Origin of the sequence: Corallococcus sp. AS-1-6 (assembly GCF_020037015.1) — a bacterium.
GTDB lineage: Bacteria > Myxococcota > Myxococcia > Myxococcales > Myxococcaceae > Corallococcus.
On sequence record NZ_JAIQDE010000025.1, the window covers coordinates 59,470 to 75,072 of the forward strand.

The window sequence follows — 15,603 nt, forward strand, 5'->3', positions numbered from 1 at the left end:
ACTGCCCGCCGGATTCAAGCGATGGACTGCCGGGGAGTCCACAGCCCGCACGCCTCGCCGGCCACTGACGGGGTCGTCCAGGGTGGGATACGCCCGGATGTCCGGTTCCGGTCCAGACGTGCGAGTTCACAATCCGCGCGGTGCGGGGCTGCTAGAGGGCACACCCTGAGAAACACCTCGGAGGAGTCACACATCATGGCGAAGCGCGCCGCCGCCAAAGGCACCCCCCAGAAGGCCGTGGACCGGGACGTCGTCCCCCCGGGCACGGAGGTGCCGGACAGCGACCTGTTCTTCAACCGGGAGCTGTCGTGGCTGGCCTTCAACGACCGGGTGCTGCAGTTGTCCGAGTCGCCGGAGGTGCCGCTGATGGAGCGGCTGAAGTTCATCTCCATCTACGCGCGCAACCTGGACGAGTTCTTCATGATCCGCGTGGCGCGGCTGCACGAGCAGATCGCCGCGCGCGTGGGCCGCCTGGTGCCGGACGGCGCGTCCCCGGGCGACACGCTGGACAAGCTGCACACGGGCATCCTGGAGCAGGGCCGGCGCCACGCGGACTGCTTCGAGAAGGTCCTGCGCCCCGCGCTGGCGGAGAAGGGCCTGCGCATCCTGTCCATGAAGGAGCTGGACGCGGACCAGCGCGCGCAGGTGGAGCAGCGCTTCCGCGAGCAGATCTTCCCCGTGCTCACGCCGCTGGCCATCGGGCTGGGGCGGCACTTCCCGTACATCTCCAACCTGTCCCTGAGCCTCGCGGTGCTCCTGCGCGACCCGGTGGCGGAGGAGGAGAGCGTGGCGCGGGTGAAGGTGCCCAAGGAGATATTGCCCCGCTTCGTGCCGCTCAAGGGGGGCGCGCTCTTCGTGCCGCTGGAGGAGATCATCGCGCAGCACCTGGGGGACCTGTTCCCCGGGATGGAGGTCCTCAACTGGAGCCTGTTCCGCGTCACGCGCGACGCGGACTACACCGTGTCCGAGGACGCGGAGGACCTGCTCAAGGCGGTGGAGACGGAGCTCAGCCAGCGCCGCTTCGGGGACGTCATCCGCCTGGAAATCCAGGCGGGGATGAACGCGAAGCTGCTGGAGCCGCTGGTGGAGGCGCTGACGCTGGAGCCGCGGCAGGTGTACGAGGAGCACGGCCTCTTGGACCTGGCGGACGTGATGTCGCTGGCGATGACGCCGGGCTTCTCCGAGCAGCGCGACCCGCCGTGGACGCCGGTGACGCAGGCGCGGCTGCGCACGGACACCGACTCCCCGGACGGCGGGGGCACGGTGATGTCCGCCATGCGCCGGGGCGACCTCTTGGTGCACCACCCCTACGAGTCCTTCGCCTCCTCCGTGGAGCGCTTCGTGAGCGAGGCGGTGGAGGACCCGGACGTGCTGGCGCTGAAGCAGACGGTGTACCGCACCTCGGACAGCTCCCCGCTGGTGCCCGCGCTCATCCGCGCGACGGAGCACGGCAAGCAGGCGGTGTGCATGGTGGAGCTGAAGGCGAGATTCGACGAGCGCACCAACATCCGCTGGGCGAACGCGCTGGAAGAGGCGGGCGTGCACGTCGTGTATGGGATTCCCAGCCTGAAGACGCACGCGAAGGCCATCCTCATCGTGCGGCGCGAGGGCGAGCGGGTGCGGCACTACGTGCACATCGGCACGGGCAACTACAACCCGAAGACGGCGCGGCTCTACACGGACCTGGGGCTGTTCACCACGGACCCGGACATCGGCGCGGACGTGGCGGACGTCTTCAACTTCCTCACCGGCTTCGGCCGGCCGCGCTCGTTCCGCAAGCTGCTGGTGGCGCCGCTCACCATGCGCGAGGGGCTGCTGGAGGAGATCAAGAAGACCCAGGCGGCGCACACGCCGGAGACGCCCGCGCGCATCCTGATGAAGATGAACGCGCTGGTGGACCCCGGCATCATCCGCGCGCTCTACGACGCGTCCCGCGCGGGCGTGCGCGTGGACCTCAACGTGCGCGGCATCTGCTGCCTGAGGCCGGGCGTGCCGGGCGTGTCGGAGCACATCCGGGTGGTGTCCAACCTGGGCCGCTTCCTGGAGCACCCGCGCATCTACGCCTTCGAGCGGGGCGCGACGTCGCGGTGCTACATCGGGTCCGCGGACATGATGCCGCGCAACCTGGACCACCGCGTGGAGATACTGGCGCCGGTGGAGGACCCCACCCTGGCCGCGCAGGTGAAGGACGTGGTGGAGCGCTGCATGGTGGACACCAGCGGCGCGTGGGAGCTGGGCTCGGACGGCACGTGGCGGCGGCGCACCGCCGCCACGCCCCAGGACAAGCGCTCCGCCCAGGGGGAGCTCATGGAGCGCGCCATCCGCATGGTGCATGTGCAGAGCGGGCGCCCCGTGGGCTGAGGCCCCCCGAGGCTCCCACCGGAACTCTTCAGCCCCGCTCGCCCAGGGCGCTGCGCGCGGCGTCCTCGCGGCGGTGGGCCTCCACCTCCGGGACCTCCTCCCAGCGGATCCACCCGGCGCGCGCCGCGTGCCGCGCGGCGGCCACGGTGTCGTCCACGACGACCAGCTCACTGCCCGCGTCCTGGATGTCCTTCGCGATGGCGGCCATCTCCTCGCCGCGCTTGGAGCGCCCCGGCACGTTGCGGATGTAGACGCAGCGGATGCGGCCCGGGTACTCGCGCACGATGGTGCGGTAGTGCTCCGCGTCCTCCTGGCCGCTGTCCCCAATCAGCACGAAGGGCAGGTGCGCCAGCGTCTCCAGCACGCCGCGGATCTTGTCCAGCTTGTGCCCGTGTCCCCCGCCCGGCGCGAAGCCGTGCCGCGACAGGCCCCAGTCGCGCAACAGCAGCGGGCCAATGGGGATGCGGTGGATGGCGAGGAACTCGTCCAGGTGCTCGTAGAGGTTCCACGGGCTGCTGGACACGTAGAAGATGGGGTTGTCCGCCCCGCCGCTCGCGCCCGCCTGGAGCGCCGCGTAGAACGCGTCCACGCCCGGGAAGGGCAGCCGCACGCGGTGCTCCGTGAGGAACAGCGCCCACGCGCGCTTGAGCGGATCCGTCACCCCCGTGGCGATGACCGTGTCGTCGATGTCGCTGATGACGCCCAGCTCCGCGCTCGTGCCCGCCACCCGCACCGGCGCGGACACGCGCGGCACGCCCTCCGCCTCCGGGGACAGCAGCTCCAGCTCCACCATGTGCCAGCCGGAGCGCACGCCTTCAGGGGGCGGCACCCACAGCTCCAGGAAGCCCTCCTCGTCCGTCACGCCCTCCCAGCGCTTGTCCCCCCAGCGCACCGCCACGTGCGCGCTGGAGATTTCGCGCGTCATGTAGCGCTTGTAGGAGGCCACGGCGCTGCTCCACAGCGTGTGGCGCTGGCGCTGGGGCGTCACCTTGCGCTCCTCCAGCACGCGCGCCTTGATGACCACGCGCTCCGGGGTTCCGTAGCCCCGGTACGGCAGGATGCGCAGCGGCGGGGCGATGCCCAACCCCTTGCGCACGCGGCGGCTCAGCACGTCGTAGTGGGCATCCGCCTTGACGGCGAAGCGGAACAGCAGCGGGTACAGGTCGGGCATGGCGGGTGCGCGCGAGTCTACCGTCCCCCCGTCAATCGTGGCGGCCCAACGTCCGGTCCAGGTTGTACGCGGCGCTGATGAGCGACAGGTGCGTGAGCGCCTGCGGGAAGTTGCCCATCGCCTCGCCGGACATGCCCGTCTGCTCCGCGTACAGCCCCACGTGGTTCGCGTAGCCCTGCATCCGCTCGAAGATGAGCCGCGCCTCGTCCAGCAGGTCCGGCCGCACGGTGCTCGCGCGCGTCATCGCCTCCACCAGCCAGAAGCTGCACAGGTTGAAGGTGCCTTCGCTGCCCTCAATCCCATCCAGCTTCTCGTCCGCCTCGTAGCGGAACACCAGGCCGTCCGACGTGAGGCCCCCCTCCTTCGGCGCCTTGCGGATGACGTCCAGCGTGGAGAGCATCCGCGGATCCACCGGGGACAGGAAGAACACCAGCGGCATCAGGAGGTTCGCCGCGTCCAGCGCCTCGTGCCCGTAGGCCTGGATGAAGGCGCCCTTCTTCTGGCACCAGCCCTTCTCCATGATCTCCTCGAAGATGGCGTCGCGCGTCTTCAGCCACTTGGCCCGGTCCGCCGGCAGGCTGCGCTTGTCCGCCAGCCGGATGGCCCGGTCCACCGCCACCCAGCACATCAGCTTCGAATACACGAAGTGCCGGCGCGAGCCGCGGATCTCCCAGATGCCCTCGTCCTCGGTGTGCCAATGGTCGCAGACCCAGTCCACCAGCCGCCGCAGGTGCCTCCAGAAGTCATACGAGATGGGCGCGGCGTACTTGTTGGACAGGTACACGGAGTCCATCAGCTCCCCGTAGATGTCCAACTGGAGCTGGTGCGCCGCCGCGTTGCCGATGCGCACCGGCCGCGCGCCGCCGTAGCCGCGCAGGTGCTGGAGCTCCTCCTCCTTGGGCACCGGGCTGCCGTCCAGGCGGAACATCAGGGGCAGCGGCCCGTCCCCGTTCTCCGCGCAGCGCTTCTCCACCCAGCGCATGAACGCGGCGGCCTCCTCGTTGAAGCCGACGCGGATGAACGCGTAGACGGTGAAGGCCGCGTCCCTCAGCCAGCAGAAGCGGTAGTCCCAGTTGCGCGTGCCGCCCGCGGACTCCGGCAGGCTGCACGTGGGCGCGGCGATGATGGCCCCGGACGGCTCGAAGGTCATCAGCTTCAGGGCCAGCGCCGAGCGCTGCACCATCTCCCGCCACCGCCCCGTGTACTTGCACTTGGACAGCCAGTGGCGCCAGTAGTCCACCGTGTCGCGGAAGAGCTTCTCCGCGGAGTCGTGCGTGTGCAGGTGGTGGTGGCAGCCCTCCTTGCCGCCCTCGCGCAGGGTGAAGACCGCGGACTGGCTCTCCCTCAGCGTGAAGTGCGCGACGACGCCGTCCTTGTCCTTCTGGAGCGGCACGTCCGTCACCAACTGCATGCTCAGGTCCTTGGAGAGGAAGGCCGCGCCGCCCTTCACCACGTGCGTCTCGTGCGCGTCCCGGGCGTAGTTGAACGCCGGGAAGCACTCCATGCGGAAGGACATCTCCCCGCGCACCACGCGGATGCGCCGCAGCACCTCGCGCCCCTCCGCCCGCGCCCCCTTGCCCAGGGGCATCAGGTCGATGAGCTCCCCCACGCCGGCCGGCGTGTAGAAGCGCGTCACCAGCACGTTGGTGTCCGGCCAGTAGAACTGCCGCTTCATCACCCCGTCCGGCTCCGGGGACACGCGCCAGTACCCGCCCTTCTCCGGGTCCAGCAGCGCCGCGAAGATGCTGGGGCTGTCGAAGTGCGGATAGCACAGCCAGTCGATGGTGCCCTCGTTGCCCACCAGCGCCACCGTGCGCAGGTCGCCGATGATGCCGTGGTCTTCAATCGCGATGCCGCCCTTCAGGTCCGAGTGGTGGGGATTCACCGGGCATGCTCCTGGAACGAGATGACGCGCTTGATGCCGCCCTTCGCCTCCACCACCTGGGCGAACTCCGACGGCGGGTGGCGCTGGGTGATGAGGGCCTCCAGCCGCCCCGGCCACTTCGCGCGGAAGCGGGCCAGGTCCTCCAGCGCCTCACGGAAGTCGCTGTCGGACGCGTTCACCGTGCCGAACATCACCCGGTTGCCCAGGACGAGCTGCCCCAGGACCTGGTCACCCTGCAGCTCCAGCGGCTCCTCGCGTCCGGGCACGCCGGTGAAGATGAGCACGCCGTTCTCCTCCAGCACCTGGAGCGAGTCGAAGGCCACCTTCGACGCCCCCGTCGCCTCGTAGATGACGTCCACGCCGCCCAGCCGTTTCCGCAGCGCCTCCACCGTCACCTCCTTGGAGGAGAAGTACGGCGCGCCCACCGCCTCGGCCGCGGCGGCCTTCTCGTTGGGCTTGGGGCTGCGCGAGTACACCGTCACGTCGAAGCCCGCGCGCAGCAGCGCCATGACGCCCAACTGCGCCACCGGCCCCGCGCCCAGCACCAGCGCCTTGCCGGGGCTCAGCTTCCACGGCAGGCGGGACTGGATGTGCGAAAGCTCGCGCAGGCCCTTCTCCGCGATGGTGAGCGGCTCGGTGAGCACCGCCACGCCGCGCAGGGAGTCCTCCGCCTTGTGCAGGTAGGCCGCGTCCTCCACGAAGTGCTCCGCGCAGAAGCCGTGCGCGCCCTGGATGCCGCGCTCCGTGTAGTCCCCCGTCACGCAGAAGTCCGGGTGGCCGTGGCGGCACGCGGGGCAGCGCGTGTGCGGACAGGGCCTGCGCACCCGGGGCACCACCAGGTCCCCCGGCTTCAGGCCCTGCACGTGCGCGCCCACCTCCATCACCTCGCCCAGGCACTCGTGGCCCAGGATGAGGTGGTCCTCCCCCTTCGGCGCCGCGCCGTGGTGGCCCTTCAGGATGTCCTGGTCGGTGCCGCACACGCCCACCTCCAGCGTGCGCACCTTGACCTGGGTGGGCGAGTGCAGCCGCGGTTCGGGAACGTCGAGGACGCGCACCTCGCGCGAGGGGAACATGACGGCCACGGCCTTCATGGGTGGATGGCTCCTTCCGGGCGAAGTGCTGAAAGTCCCAGGACAAGGGGTGCGGACTTGGGCCCCATGCCGCAAGTGCCCGTCCGCCGCCCCGCCAGGGGGGACCGCCGCTGAACAGCCCGGACCGCCCGCCTGCCTGGAGGGCGACACTCCCGGGCCCGGTGAAAGCGCTGCCGCCCCGGCGCGCGCGGGTCTATAGAAACAGGCCGTGCGTGCGCCCCCCGCCTCCCGACGCAGCCGCGCCACCGCCATCGGTGCCACGGCCTTCCTGATGCTCGCCCTGCCCTTCCTGGTGCTGGGGGTGTTCTTCCTCGGCCAGAAGGCGCGCATGGACCTGCGCTGCCAGCCCCAGGGCCCGTGCGTCCTCAGCCGCTCCAGTTGGCTGACCCGGGAGGAGGTGGGCCGCTACGCGCCCGGGGACATCCAGGGCGTGGAGGTGGCCCGCAGCCGCAGCACCCGCAGGGGCGCCGCGCCCATCTTCCGGGTCCAGTTGCGGACGGCCGCCGGGGTCCAGCCGCTCGCCTACCAGTGGACGGAGTCCGAACCGGAGGCCCAGGCCTTCGCGGACACCGTGCGGCGCTACCTCACGGGTCCCCGCACGGACGCGCTGGAGGTGTTCCAGGACGACCGCCAGGCGTCGCTGCGCGTGGGCGGCGCCTTCACCGGCGTGGGCCTGGGCGTGCTCGCCCTGAGCCTGTGGCTGCTCTCCCGCACGCTGGCGCACCGCAAGGCGGAGCGGGCCGCGGCCGCCTGACAGGCGACAGGGCGCGCCGAAAAAGCAGCCGGCCAGTCGCCTCCGACTTCACTTCCTGTCCTACAGTGAAAGGCGCCTGCCCGCTTCCAGGCCCCTCCTGTGCGACCGCGGGGCAGGTGAATAGGTTGTGGCGAATGTTTCGACGCCTCATCGAGCGGATGCGGGGCCTGCGCCAGGCGGCGCCCCACCTGCTGCGGCCCGCGAACGTGGACGCGGACCGGGCGAAGATCTCCATCGCCCAGTTGGATCACCACTACGCCAACAAGGTCGTGGCGCTGAGGGACGTGAACCTCAACGTCCGCTCGGGTGAGTTCGTCTGCCTGCTCGGCCCGTCCGGCTGCGGCAAGTCCACGCTGCTCTACGCGCTCGCCGGCCACGTGGTGCCCACCGGGGGCCGCGTGGCCATTGACGGCAAGCCCATCCACGGGCCGGGGCCGGACCGGCTGCTGATGTTCCAGGAGGCCGCGCTGTTCCCGTGGCTCACCGTGCGCGGCAACATCACCTTCGCGCTGGCCGCCCGGGGCGTGCCCCGCGCCGAGCGCCGCGAGCGGGCCAACGCCTTCATCCAGCGCGTGCGCCTGGAGGGCTTCGAGGACACGCTGCCCCACCAGCTCTCCGGCGGCATGAAGATGCGCGCCAGCCTGGCCCGGGCGCTCGCGGTGGACCCCACCGTGCTGCTGATGGACGAACCCTTTGGCGCGCTGGACGCCCAGACGCGCGTGCACATGCAGGAGCTTTTGCAGTCCATCTGGCTGCGCTCCGGCAAGACCGTCGTGTTCGTCACCCACGACGTGCAGGAGGCGCTGATGCTGGGCACCCGCGTGGTGCTGATGGCGCCCCGGCCGGGCCGCGTGGTGCAGGACCTGGTGATCGAGCTGCCCATGCCGCGCTCGCTGGAGGACCCGTCCCTGGACGCCATGGCGCGCGACATCCGCCACCGCCTGCGCGCCGTGGAGGGGCCCTCCGTGGAGGCGCCGCCCGCGGAGCCCCTGCAGCGCCGCACGCGCACGCCGTCCAGCCTGCCGCGCCAGAGCGTCGTGACCGGCCGTTAGAGGGGACACCACCATGCTGAAGTGGGCGCAGAAGCTGGGGATGATCGCGCTGCTCTTCGCGCTCTGGGAGGGGCTGTCGCGCTCGGGCGTGTGGAACAAGCACCTGTTCCCCGGGCCGCTGGAGGTCATCCAGACGCTCATCGCCATGGCCCGGGACGGGCAGTTGGGCGGCGCCACGCTGCGGTCGCTGGGCCGGCTGACGCACGCCTATGTCCTGTCCGTGGGCATCGGCGTCCCGCTGGGGCTGTGCATCGCGCGGCTGGCCTTCTTCCGCAACGCGGTGAAGCCGGTGGTGATGGGCCTGCAGGCCCTACCCTCCATCTGCTGGCTGCCGCTGGCCCTCTTGTGGTTCGGCCTCAACGACAGCGCCATCCTCTTCGTGGTGGTGATGGGCAGCGTGCTGGGCATCGCCATCGCCACCGAGGACGCGGTCAACGGCCTGGACCCGCAGCTCTCCCGCGTGGCCAGCACCCTGGGCGTGCGGGGCCCGCGCTTCTACTTCGGCGTGCTGCTGCCCGGCGCGCTGCCCGGCATCGTCACCGGCCTCAAGCTGGGGTGGAGCTTCGCGTGGCGCGCGCTGCTCGCGGGCGAGCTGCTCTTCGTCTCCGGCGGCCTGGGCCAACTGCTCACCATGGGCCGCGAGCTGATGGACGTGTCCCAGGTGATGGCGGTGATGCTGGCCATCATCCTCATCGGCATCACGGTGGACCGCGTCCTCTTCCAGACGGTGGAGACGCGCCTGAGGCGCCGGTGGGGCCTGACGGCGTCCGTGTGAGCCGAAAGACGCTTCGGCCCTCGTGGGCATTGATAACAGGCGGGGAACCTCCATTAGCGTGACACGTATGTCTTCCGCGCGTCCGCTGTCCCTGGTCCTCGGTGTCTGCGCCGTCCTCCTGACGGGTGTCACGTCCTGCAAGAAGGACACGCCCTCTGGCGCCAACGCGCCCCTGCGCGTGGCCTTCTTCCCCAACATCACGCACGCGCAGGCGCTGGTGGCGAACGCGGAGGGGCTCTTCGGGTCGCAGCCCGGCATGGGCCACGTGGAGGTGCGGCAGTTCAACGCGGGCCCCGCGGCCATGGAGGCGCTGGTGGCGGGCTCCGTGGACGTGGCCTACGTGGGGCCGGGCCCCGCCATCAACACGTACCTCAAGGCCGGCAAGGAATTGCGCATCATCGCGGGCGCGGTGAACGGCGGCGCGGTGCTGGTGGTGAAGAACGTGAAGACGGCCGCGGAACTCAAGGGCAGGAAGCTGGCGACCCCCCAGCTTGGCAACACCCAGGACATCGCCCTGCGCACCTGGCTGAAGGCCCAGGGCTTGAGCCTGGCCACGGACGCGGGCGGCGACGTGCAGGTGATTCCCATCAGCAACCCGGACATCCTGGCCCAGTACCTCCAGGGCGCCATCGAGGGGGCGTGGGTGCCCGAGCCCTGGGGCGCGCGCATGCTCGCCGAGGGGGGCGGTCACATCCTGGTGGACGAGCGTGACCTCTGGCCGGACAGGCGCTTCCCCACCACGGTGGTGGTGACGACGAAGAAGGTGCTGGAGACGCAGCGCCCGCGCATCGCGGCGCTGCTGCGCATCCACACCCAGCTCACCGAGCGCTGGCGCGCGGACCCGGCGGCCTTCGCCACGTCCGTCAACGCCGCCTTCGGCCAGCTCACGCGCAAGCCCCTGAAGGCGCCCGTGCTCCAGGACGCGTTCTCCCGCCTGGAGCCGAGCCTGGATCCGGTGCCCTCCGCGCTGAAGACGTCCGCCGAGCACGCGAAGGCCCTGGGCTTCATCCCCGGGGATGACCTCGCGGGGCTCGTGGACCTGAGCGTCCTGGACGAGGTGCGCGGCGGCGCGAAGCCGGACTAGTCCAGCTTCTCCCCCTGGAGGGACAGGGCCACGTTGTCCGTCTGGTCCACCTGGTAGAGGGCCAGGACCTGCTGTCCCTTCTCCGGCTGCTTGGTGATGGTCAGGTTGCTCATGTCCAGCGGCACCACCGGCCCGGTCACGTCGTGCACGTACAGGATCATCCCGGAGCGCTTCACCACCGGGCCGCTGACCTGCCGCATCTTGTCCGGGTCCAGGGTGATCTGCCGCACGGACCGGCCCGGGGAGACGAAGTCCGGCGTCAGCGTGGGCACGGTGCTGACGACGTTCGACCGGCTGGTGCTCGCGGGCTCGGCGTTCGGCGATTCGTAGCCCGGGCCCGCGTCATAGCCCCTGCCAATCTGGGGCTCACGCGCCAGCGCGGGCCCCGCGCACAACAAGAGGCCGAGCGTCGGTGCGGTCCACGCCATGGCTCGCCAACGTCGGGTGAATCCGTGCATCATGGTGCCACCTCCGTGTCACGGGGGCGCTGCCCCCGGGGTCTGTCCCAACGTAGGGTGGGTGGCACTGAATGTTCAGCGGCGGAACACGGGCCGTGCGTGAGGCAGCTTCCCCACAGTAGGGTGGCGCGCACGCGAGCCAAGGACCGCTCGCATACGAATACGAGGCACCTTTGGCTGGACGTACCGACGAGCAGCACCGCATCGCCCTCTTCATCGACTTCGAGAACCTGGTCACCAACACCGGCATCAGCGCCAACAACTTCGACCTGCAGCCCGCCCTGGACCAGCTCCTGGAGCAGGGCAAGGTCGTCTTCCGCCGCGCGTACTGCAACTGGTCGCGCTTCGAGGACGCGAAGCAGCGCCTGCACGACGTGGGCGTGGAGCTGGTGGACGTGCCCCCCTCCACCCGCGCCGGCAAGAACAGCGCGGACATGCGCCTGGTCATCGACGCGCTGGAGCTGTGCTACGCGCGCGAGCAGATCGACACCTTCGTCATCGCCTCCGGCGACAGCGACTTCTGCCCCCTGGCGTACAAGCTGCGTGAGAACGGCCGCACCGTCATCGGCCTGGCCGTGCGCGAGGCCAGCTCCCAGATGTTCGTGCGGGCGTGCGACCAGTTCATCTACATGAAGCCCAAGCACAAGGGCGACGGCTCCCACAAGGAGAAGGACCGCGACCACGGCGGCCGGGGCTCCAAGTCCGACGAGGGCAAGGGCGGCAAGCGGGGCGGGAAGGGCCACGACAAGGGCCACGACGCCAAGGCTGGCGGCAAGGAGGCCGCCGAGTCCAAGGGCGGCAAGCCCAAGGCGGAGGTGCCCGCCGTGGCGCGCGAGGTGGTGCAGAGCCTGCTGCGCCGGGCGACCGGCCCGCTCAACCCGTCGCTCATCAAGGAGACCATCGTCCGCAAGGAGCCCGACTTCGACGAGCGCGACCACGGCTTCTCCACCTTCGCGCGCCTGCTGGAGGCGCTGGAGCAGGAGGGGCTCCTGCGCCGCATCCAGCAGGGGCGCCAGGGCTACATCGTGGGCCCGGACTCGGACTTCGGCGCGCCCGCGCAGGAGAGCAAGGGCGGCAAGGGGCGCCACGCCAAGGCGCCCGCCCCGGTGGCGGTGGAGGAGGAGGAAGAGGAGCTGGAGTCCTATCCGGACCCGGACGACGAGGGGCTGTAGCCGCCCCTCGCGTCACTGCCTGAAGCGAGCCGCCACTACGCCGCGCGCGGCGTGGTGGACTCGCAGAGGTGCTCCAGGAACTCCGGCAGCAGGCGGGCGGACATCACCCACAGCTTGCCGTCGCCCAGGTCCGCCAGGGACACGCGCTCCGCGTACTCCACGCAGGTGGCCTCCACGTAGTGGACGAACACCTTGCGGTCGCGCGCGCGGTACCACTCCGCCGCGCGGCCCAGCAGCGCCACGAACGCGTCCTGCACCTCCGGGCGCGCGTCGTCCTCCAGCGGCACCAGGCGCACGCCGTCCAGCACGTTGAAGAGGTTCAGGCCCGGCTGCGCGGACTCGAACACCGCGAAGGCCACGGCGCGGCCCTCGTGGCGGGCCACCACCAGCTCGCGCTCGCGGGACAGGCCCGCGTCACCCCAGCCGGTGCGCGTGGTCTCCAGGTCGAAGCGCTCCGGCACCAGGTCCAGCGCCTCCCGGTAGGCCTCCGGGCGCGTGTGGGCCACGCGGGCGAAGAAGCTGGCGCGCTCCTCCTGGGTGGGCGAGCCCACGGCGATGGTCTCCGGCCGCGTCCAGGCGCTGTCCACCTCGCCCTCCATCAGGCGGAAGGGCACCAGGCACGTCTGGCCGGTGTGCGCGTACCAGGTGGCGAAGTCGAACTTCGTGTAGCGCACCCAGCGCACGTTCGCCTCGCAGTAGGCGAAGAACCACTTCACCTCCGGGTCCGCCTGGGTGGGCTCGTAGCCGCGCAGGTAGATGTCGCGCAGGGCCTCGCGGGCGGTGGAGCGGCTGCCCGGGGGCTGGTGCCGCGCCAGTTGGTGCGCCATCCAACTGCCCGCGTACGGCTTGAGCACGGACAGCGTGGCCTCCATGCCCTCCTCCGCGGGGCGCACCACGCGGTAGCCCAGCAGCGGCGCCTCCTGGAGCTTGTCCTGCGTGCGGGAGAACTGGTCGCGCAGGCTGGTGAACTTCTCCGGCTCCTTGCCCGGCAGGCGGAAGTAGCCGGAGCGCTCGAAGAGCTTCCAGGTGGCGTCGTTCCAGTCGCCCTCCACCTTGGTGGTGGGGTGGGCCTGGGCCTCCACCAGCGCGCGCCACGCGCGGGCCCCTTCGGCGTCCAGGGGCCGGACGCTCACGCCGCAGCGGCGGCCGTGGGGCGTGCTGGAGATGTTGCGCACCTCCGCGCGCAGGCGCACCGGCGCGTGGCCCTCCAGCCCCACCTCCATCACCGGCAGGCGCAGGCCCGGGTACATCAGGTCCTCGCCGGGCTCGGTGAGGAAGGACAGGCCTTCATAGGAGACATCCAGCAGGCCGCGGTGCACGTGCACCTGGGGCCAGAGCGGGTGGTCGAACTCCACCGTGCAGGACGCGTGGGCCTGCGTGCGGCGCAGCCAGCGGTGGCGGAAGCGCACCAGCGACGTGGGCGCCGGCAGCAGCAGCAGGCCGCCCTCCACGCGCGCGGCGTCCGCCTGGAAGTGCACCACGCTGGAGTAGCCGAACGCCTCCAGGGTGAGGGGCCCGGGAGGGAACGTCCCGTGCAACTGCCAGCCGAACGCGTCCTGGAGCGGCTCGAAGAAGGCGCAGGTGACCTCCACCACGGCCTGGCCGTCACGCGAGCGCAGCACGCCGCGGGCCTGGCGGGACGCGAGCGCTTCACAGATGCGCGCGACGCGGTCCGCGTGGTCAATTTGCTCGCGCCACACGGGCCGCGTCTCCGGCGTGAGCAACAGGCCGTTGTCCCGCAGCGACTCCAGCAGGCCCACGATGCGGCGGCCCGCGTCCAGCGGCGGCGCGACGAAGCGCAGGCTCACCTCCGGGCGCATGGCGTTGACGCCAATCACCTCCGCGTCCAGCGCGGTGGCCCACCGCTCGCCCTCACCCACCACCACGGACGCGGCCTGTCCCTTGCGGGGCACCGTGCGCGACTCCAGGTGGAGCGTCAGGTGCTCCAGCGACAACTGCACCAGACGTCCGGGAGAGAAGTCCTCGCCAAACGAGGCCGCCGCGCTGAGCTCCGTTCCCACCCGGTATCCGAGGAGTGCTTCGCGGCCGGCCGGCGCGTCGTGAGTGTCGGTGTGCATGCGGGGGCTCCCTGATGTCCTACGGGGCATGATTCTACGACGTCCGAAGTAACTGTGTTGTCCCCAGTTACGCGTGACCCGGGGAACTCGGATTCCCACAGAGTGGAGATCCTTCACCCCTTGTGCACTGAGACCTTCGGGCCGGATCGTCGGCCACGCATTGGACTGTCGCGAATTGGTTTCTCACCAGTCGGGGATTTCCTTCACGGACAGGAGCATCGCCTTTCAAGACAGGTTCAGCCCCGTCCCTCCCCTCGGGTCGTGTGGACCCCGGAAACACAGGGTGATTCCGACACATGGAACACGCAGGGCATGTCGCATGTCGACTGGTGACACATGGCTTGCCTTGGAGGACGGAGGCCGGCGCGACACACGTCGGGGATGACTCGCCCGCCCGCGAGGCGTTATCCCCTGGCGCGCCATGTCCTCCGCCCTCTCCACCCTCTGTCTCCACTGCGGCATGTGCTGTGACGGCACCCTCTTCACCCAGGTGCCGCTCCGGCCCGCCGAGGCGGAGGTCCTGCGCCAGCGGGGCCTGTCGCTGGCGGTGAAGGAGGACGGCGCGGTGGTGCTGCCCCAGCGCTGCGCCGCGCTGGAGGGCCTGTGCTGCACGGTCTACGCGGAGCGTCCGGAGGCCTGCCGCCGCTACCGCTGCCAGTTGTTCAACGCGCTGGCGGAGGGAGAGGTGTCCCTGGAGGAGGCGAAGGGCGTGGTGGATGCCGCGCACGCGAAGGTGGACGCGGTGGTGGGCGGTGTGGGTTCCGCTGAGGGCGGAAGGGGTCCCGCGATGCGCCAGGCGCGGGTGGCCGCGGCCTCGCTGACCCTGGCTCCCGAGACGCGGGAATCGCTGGCGCGCGCGGAGGTGTACCTGGACCAGCACTTCCGGGGGCGCTTCCGCCGCTCGGGGGGCTAGCGTGGCGCCGTCCTGCTCACCGACCGAGGTCCTGCTCCCGTGAAGACATCCCTGCTGGCCGTGTTGCCGTCCGCCGTGCTGTTCGCTGGTGCGCCTGTGTTCGCGCAGGACAGCGGGTTCGTGAAGTCCGCGCAGGTGGACCTGGACGGGGACGGCAAGCCGGAGGCGGTGTCGCTCACGGCGGGGGAGGACGGGAAGTTCACGTTGAAGGTGGGCGGCGCGACGTCGAAGGGCGACGCGGCCGGCAACGAGGTGTCTGGCTTCCAGGTGGTGGACCTGGACACGGGCGACAGGTGGAAGGAGCTGCGGGTCCAGACGCTGGGGGAGGTGGACGACGGTCACCGCTATTTCGTCTACGGCTACGACGGCAAGGCGGTGAAGCTGCTGGGGGACATGCACGCGCTGACGGAGGCGAAGGGCAACGGCATCGTCCTGGTCGATCGCTGGATGGGCTTCTGGCAGAAGCGGGACAAGTACACGCTGGACCGCAAGGCGTGGAAGCTGGTGCACGTGCCGCAGGAGCTGTACGCGGTGACGTACGCGCCCGGCCAGGAGGTCACGGCCACGGTGAAGAAGTCGTTCCCGCTGACGCAGGGCCGCACGGGCTCCGCGGTGGTGGCCACGACGGCGCAGGGCACCCAGGTGAAGGTGCTGGCCGCGAGCGTCCCCGCGAAGGGCGAGGTCCTGTACCTGGTGAGGTCCTCCACCGGGCTGGTGGGCTGGGTGCCCGGCAACGTCCTGGTGGAGTCCACGGACGGGTTGCCGCTGGCGGGGTGAGAGGATTTCGTGTCTGTGTTTCAGGCTTGGAC

General features: G+C 70.8%; 13 protein-coding genes. 8 read left to right on the forward strand and 5 right to left on the reverse strand.

Annotated elements, in window-relative coordinates; genetic code table 11:
* Window positions 1–195: 195 nt before the first annotated feature.
* On the forward strand, window positions 196–2,361 hold the full coding sequence (gene ppk1 / locus K8612_RS28710; RefSeq protein WP_223764611.1) for a polyphosphate kinase 1: 2,166 nt from the start codon (window positions 196–198) through the stop codon (window positions 2,359–2,361).
* 28 nt (window positions 2,362–2,389) lie between these two features.
* Here the strand turns inward: ppk1 and K8612_RS28715 are convergent, their stop codons facing one another.
* From K8612_RS28715 to K8612_RS28725, 3 genes are read right to left on the reverse strand one after another with little or no spacing between them, the layout of a single operon-like run.
* Window positions 2,390–3,532 carry an App1 family protein gene (locus tag K8612_RS28715; protein ID WP_223744713.1) on the reverse strand — a complete coding sequence of 381 codons (1,143 nt, stop codon included), beginning with the start codon at window positions 3,530–3,532 and terminating at the stop codon, window positions 2,390–2,392.
* 31 nt (window positions 3,533–3,563) lie between these two features.
* Window positions 3,564–5,417: a glycoside hydrolase family 15 protein gene (locus K8612_RS28720; protein WP_223744712.1), complete on the reverse strand. Its 1,854-nt coding sequence runs from the start codon at window positions 5,415–5,417 to the stop codon at window positions 3,564–3,566.
* Complete coding sequence (locus K8612_RS28725) at window positions 5,414–6,508, reverse strand: glucose 1-dehydrogenase (RefSeq protein ID WP_223764612.1); 1,095 nt, start codon at window positions 6,506–6,508, stop codon at window positions 5,414–5,416. Before K8612_RS28725 ends, K8612_RS28720 begins: the two co-directional genes overlap by 4 nt.
* Window positions 6,509–6,716: 208 nt before the next feature.
* Here K8612_RS28725 and K8612_RS28730 point away from each other — a divergent pair, with 208 nt between their 5' ends.
* From K8612_RS28730 to K8612_RS28745, 4 genes are all read left to right on the forward strand, one after another.
* The gene (locus tag K8612_RS28730; protein ID WP_223764613.1) at window positions 6,717–7,262 is read left to right on the forward strand and encodes a hypothetical protein; all 546 of its coding nucleotides are present in this window, start codon (window positions 6,717–6,719) and stop codon (window positions 7,260–7,262) included.
* Between the two features lie 134 nt (window positions 7,263–7,396).
* Window positions 7,397–8,314, forward strand: a complete 918-nt coding sequence (locus K8612_RS28735; protein WP_223764614.1) for an ABC transporter ATP-binding protein — start codon at window positions 7,397–7,399, stop codon at window positions 8,312–8,314.
* A 13-nt stretch (window positions 8,315–8,327) separates the two neighbouring features.
* Window positions 8,328–9,089: an ABC transporter permease gene (locus tag K8612_RS28740; protein WP_223744708.1), complete on the forward strand. Its 762-nt coding sequence runs from the start codon at window positions 8,328–8,330 to the stop codon at window positions 9,087–9,089.
* 67 nt (window positions 9,090–9,156) lie between these two features.
* Window positions 9,157–10,173 carry an ABC transporter substrate-binding protein gene (locus tag K8612_RS28745; RefSeq protein ID WP_223744707.1) on the forward strand — a complete coding sequence of 339 codons (1,017 nt, stop codon included), beginning with the start codon at window positions 9,157–9,159 and terminating at the stop codon, window positions 10,171–10,173.
* Here the strand turns inward: K8612_RS28745 and K8612_RS28750 are convergent.
* Entirely contained in the window at window positions 10,170–10,601 is a 432-nt protein-coding gene (locus K8612_RS28750) for a hypothetical protein (RefSeq protein WP_223744706.1), read from the reverse strand. The genes K8612_RS28745 and K8612_RS28750 overlap by 4 nt on opposite strands.
* Before the next feature lie 203 nt (window positions 10,602–10,804).
* Here K8612_RS28750 and K8612_RS28755 point away from each other — a divergent pair, with 203 nt between their 5' ends.
* Entirely contained in the window at window positions 10,805–11,803 is a 999-nt protein-coding gene (locus tag K8612_RS28755; protein ID WP_223744705.1) for an NYN domain-containing protein, read from the forward strand.
* Between the two features lie 35 nt (window positions 11,804–11,838).
* Here the strand turns inward: K8612_RS28755 and K8612_RS28760 are convergent, their stop codons facing one another.
* Window positions 11,839–13,881 carry a PilZ domain-containing protein gene (locus tag K8612_RS28760; protein WP_223764615.1) on the reverse strand — a complete coding sequence of 681 codons (2,043 nt, stop codon included), beginning with the start codon at window positions 13,879–13,881 and terminating at the stop codon, window positions 11,839–11,841.
* Between the two features lie 421 nt (window positions 13,882–14,302).
* Between K8612_RS28760 and K8612_RS28765 the strand changes: the two genes are divergently transcribed.
* A complete protein-coding gene (locus K8612_RS28765; RefSeq protein WP_223764616.1) occupies window positions 14,303–14,794 on the forward strand; it encodes a YkgJ family cysteine cluster protein in 492 nt (163 codons plus the stop codon).
* A gap of 39 nt (window positions 14,795–14,833) precedes the next feature.
* Window positions 14,834–15,571 (forward strand): hypothetical protein, encoded by a 738-nt coding sequence (locus K8612_RS28770; RefSeq protein WP_223764617.1) that lies wholly within the window; start codon window positions 14,834–14,836, stop codon window positions 15,569–15,571.
* Window positions 15,572–15,603: the final 32 nt, after the last annotated feature.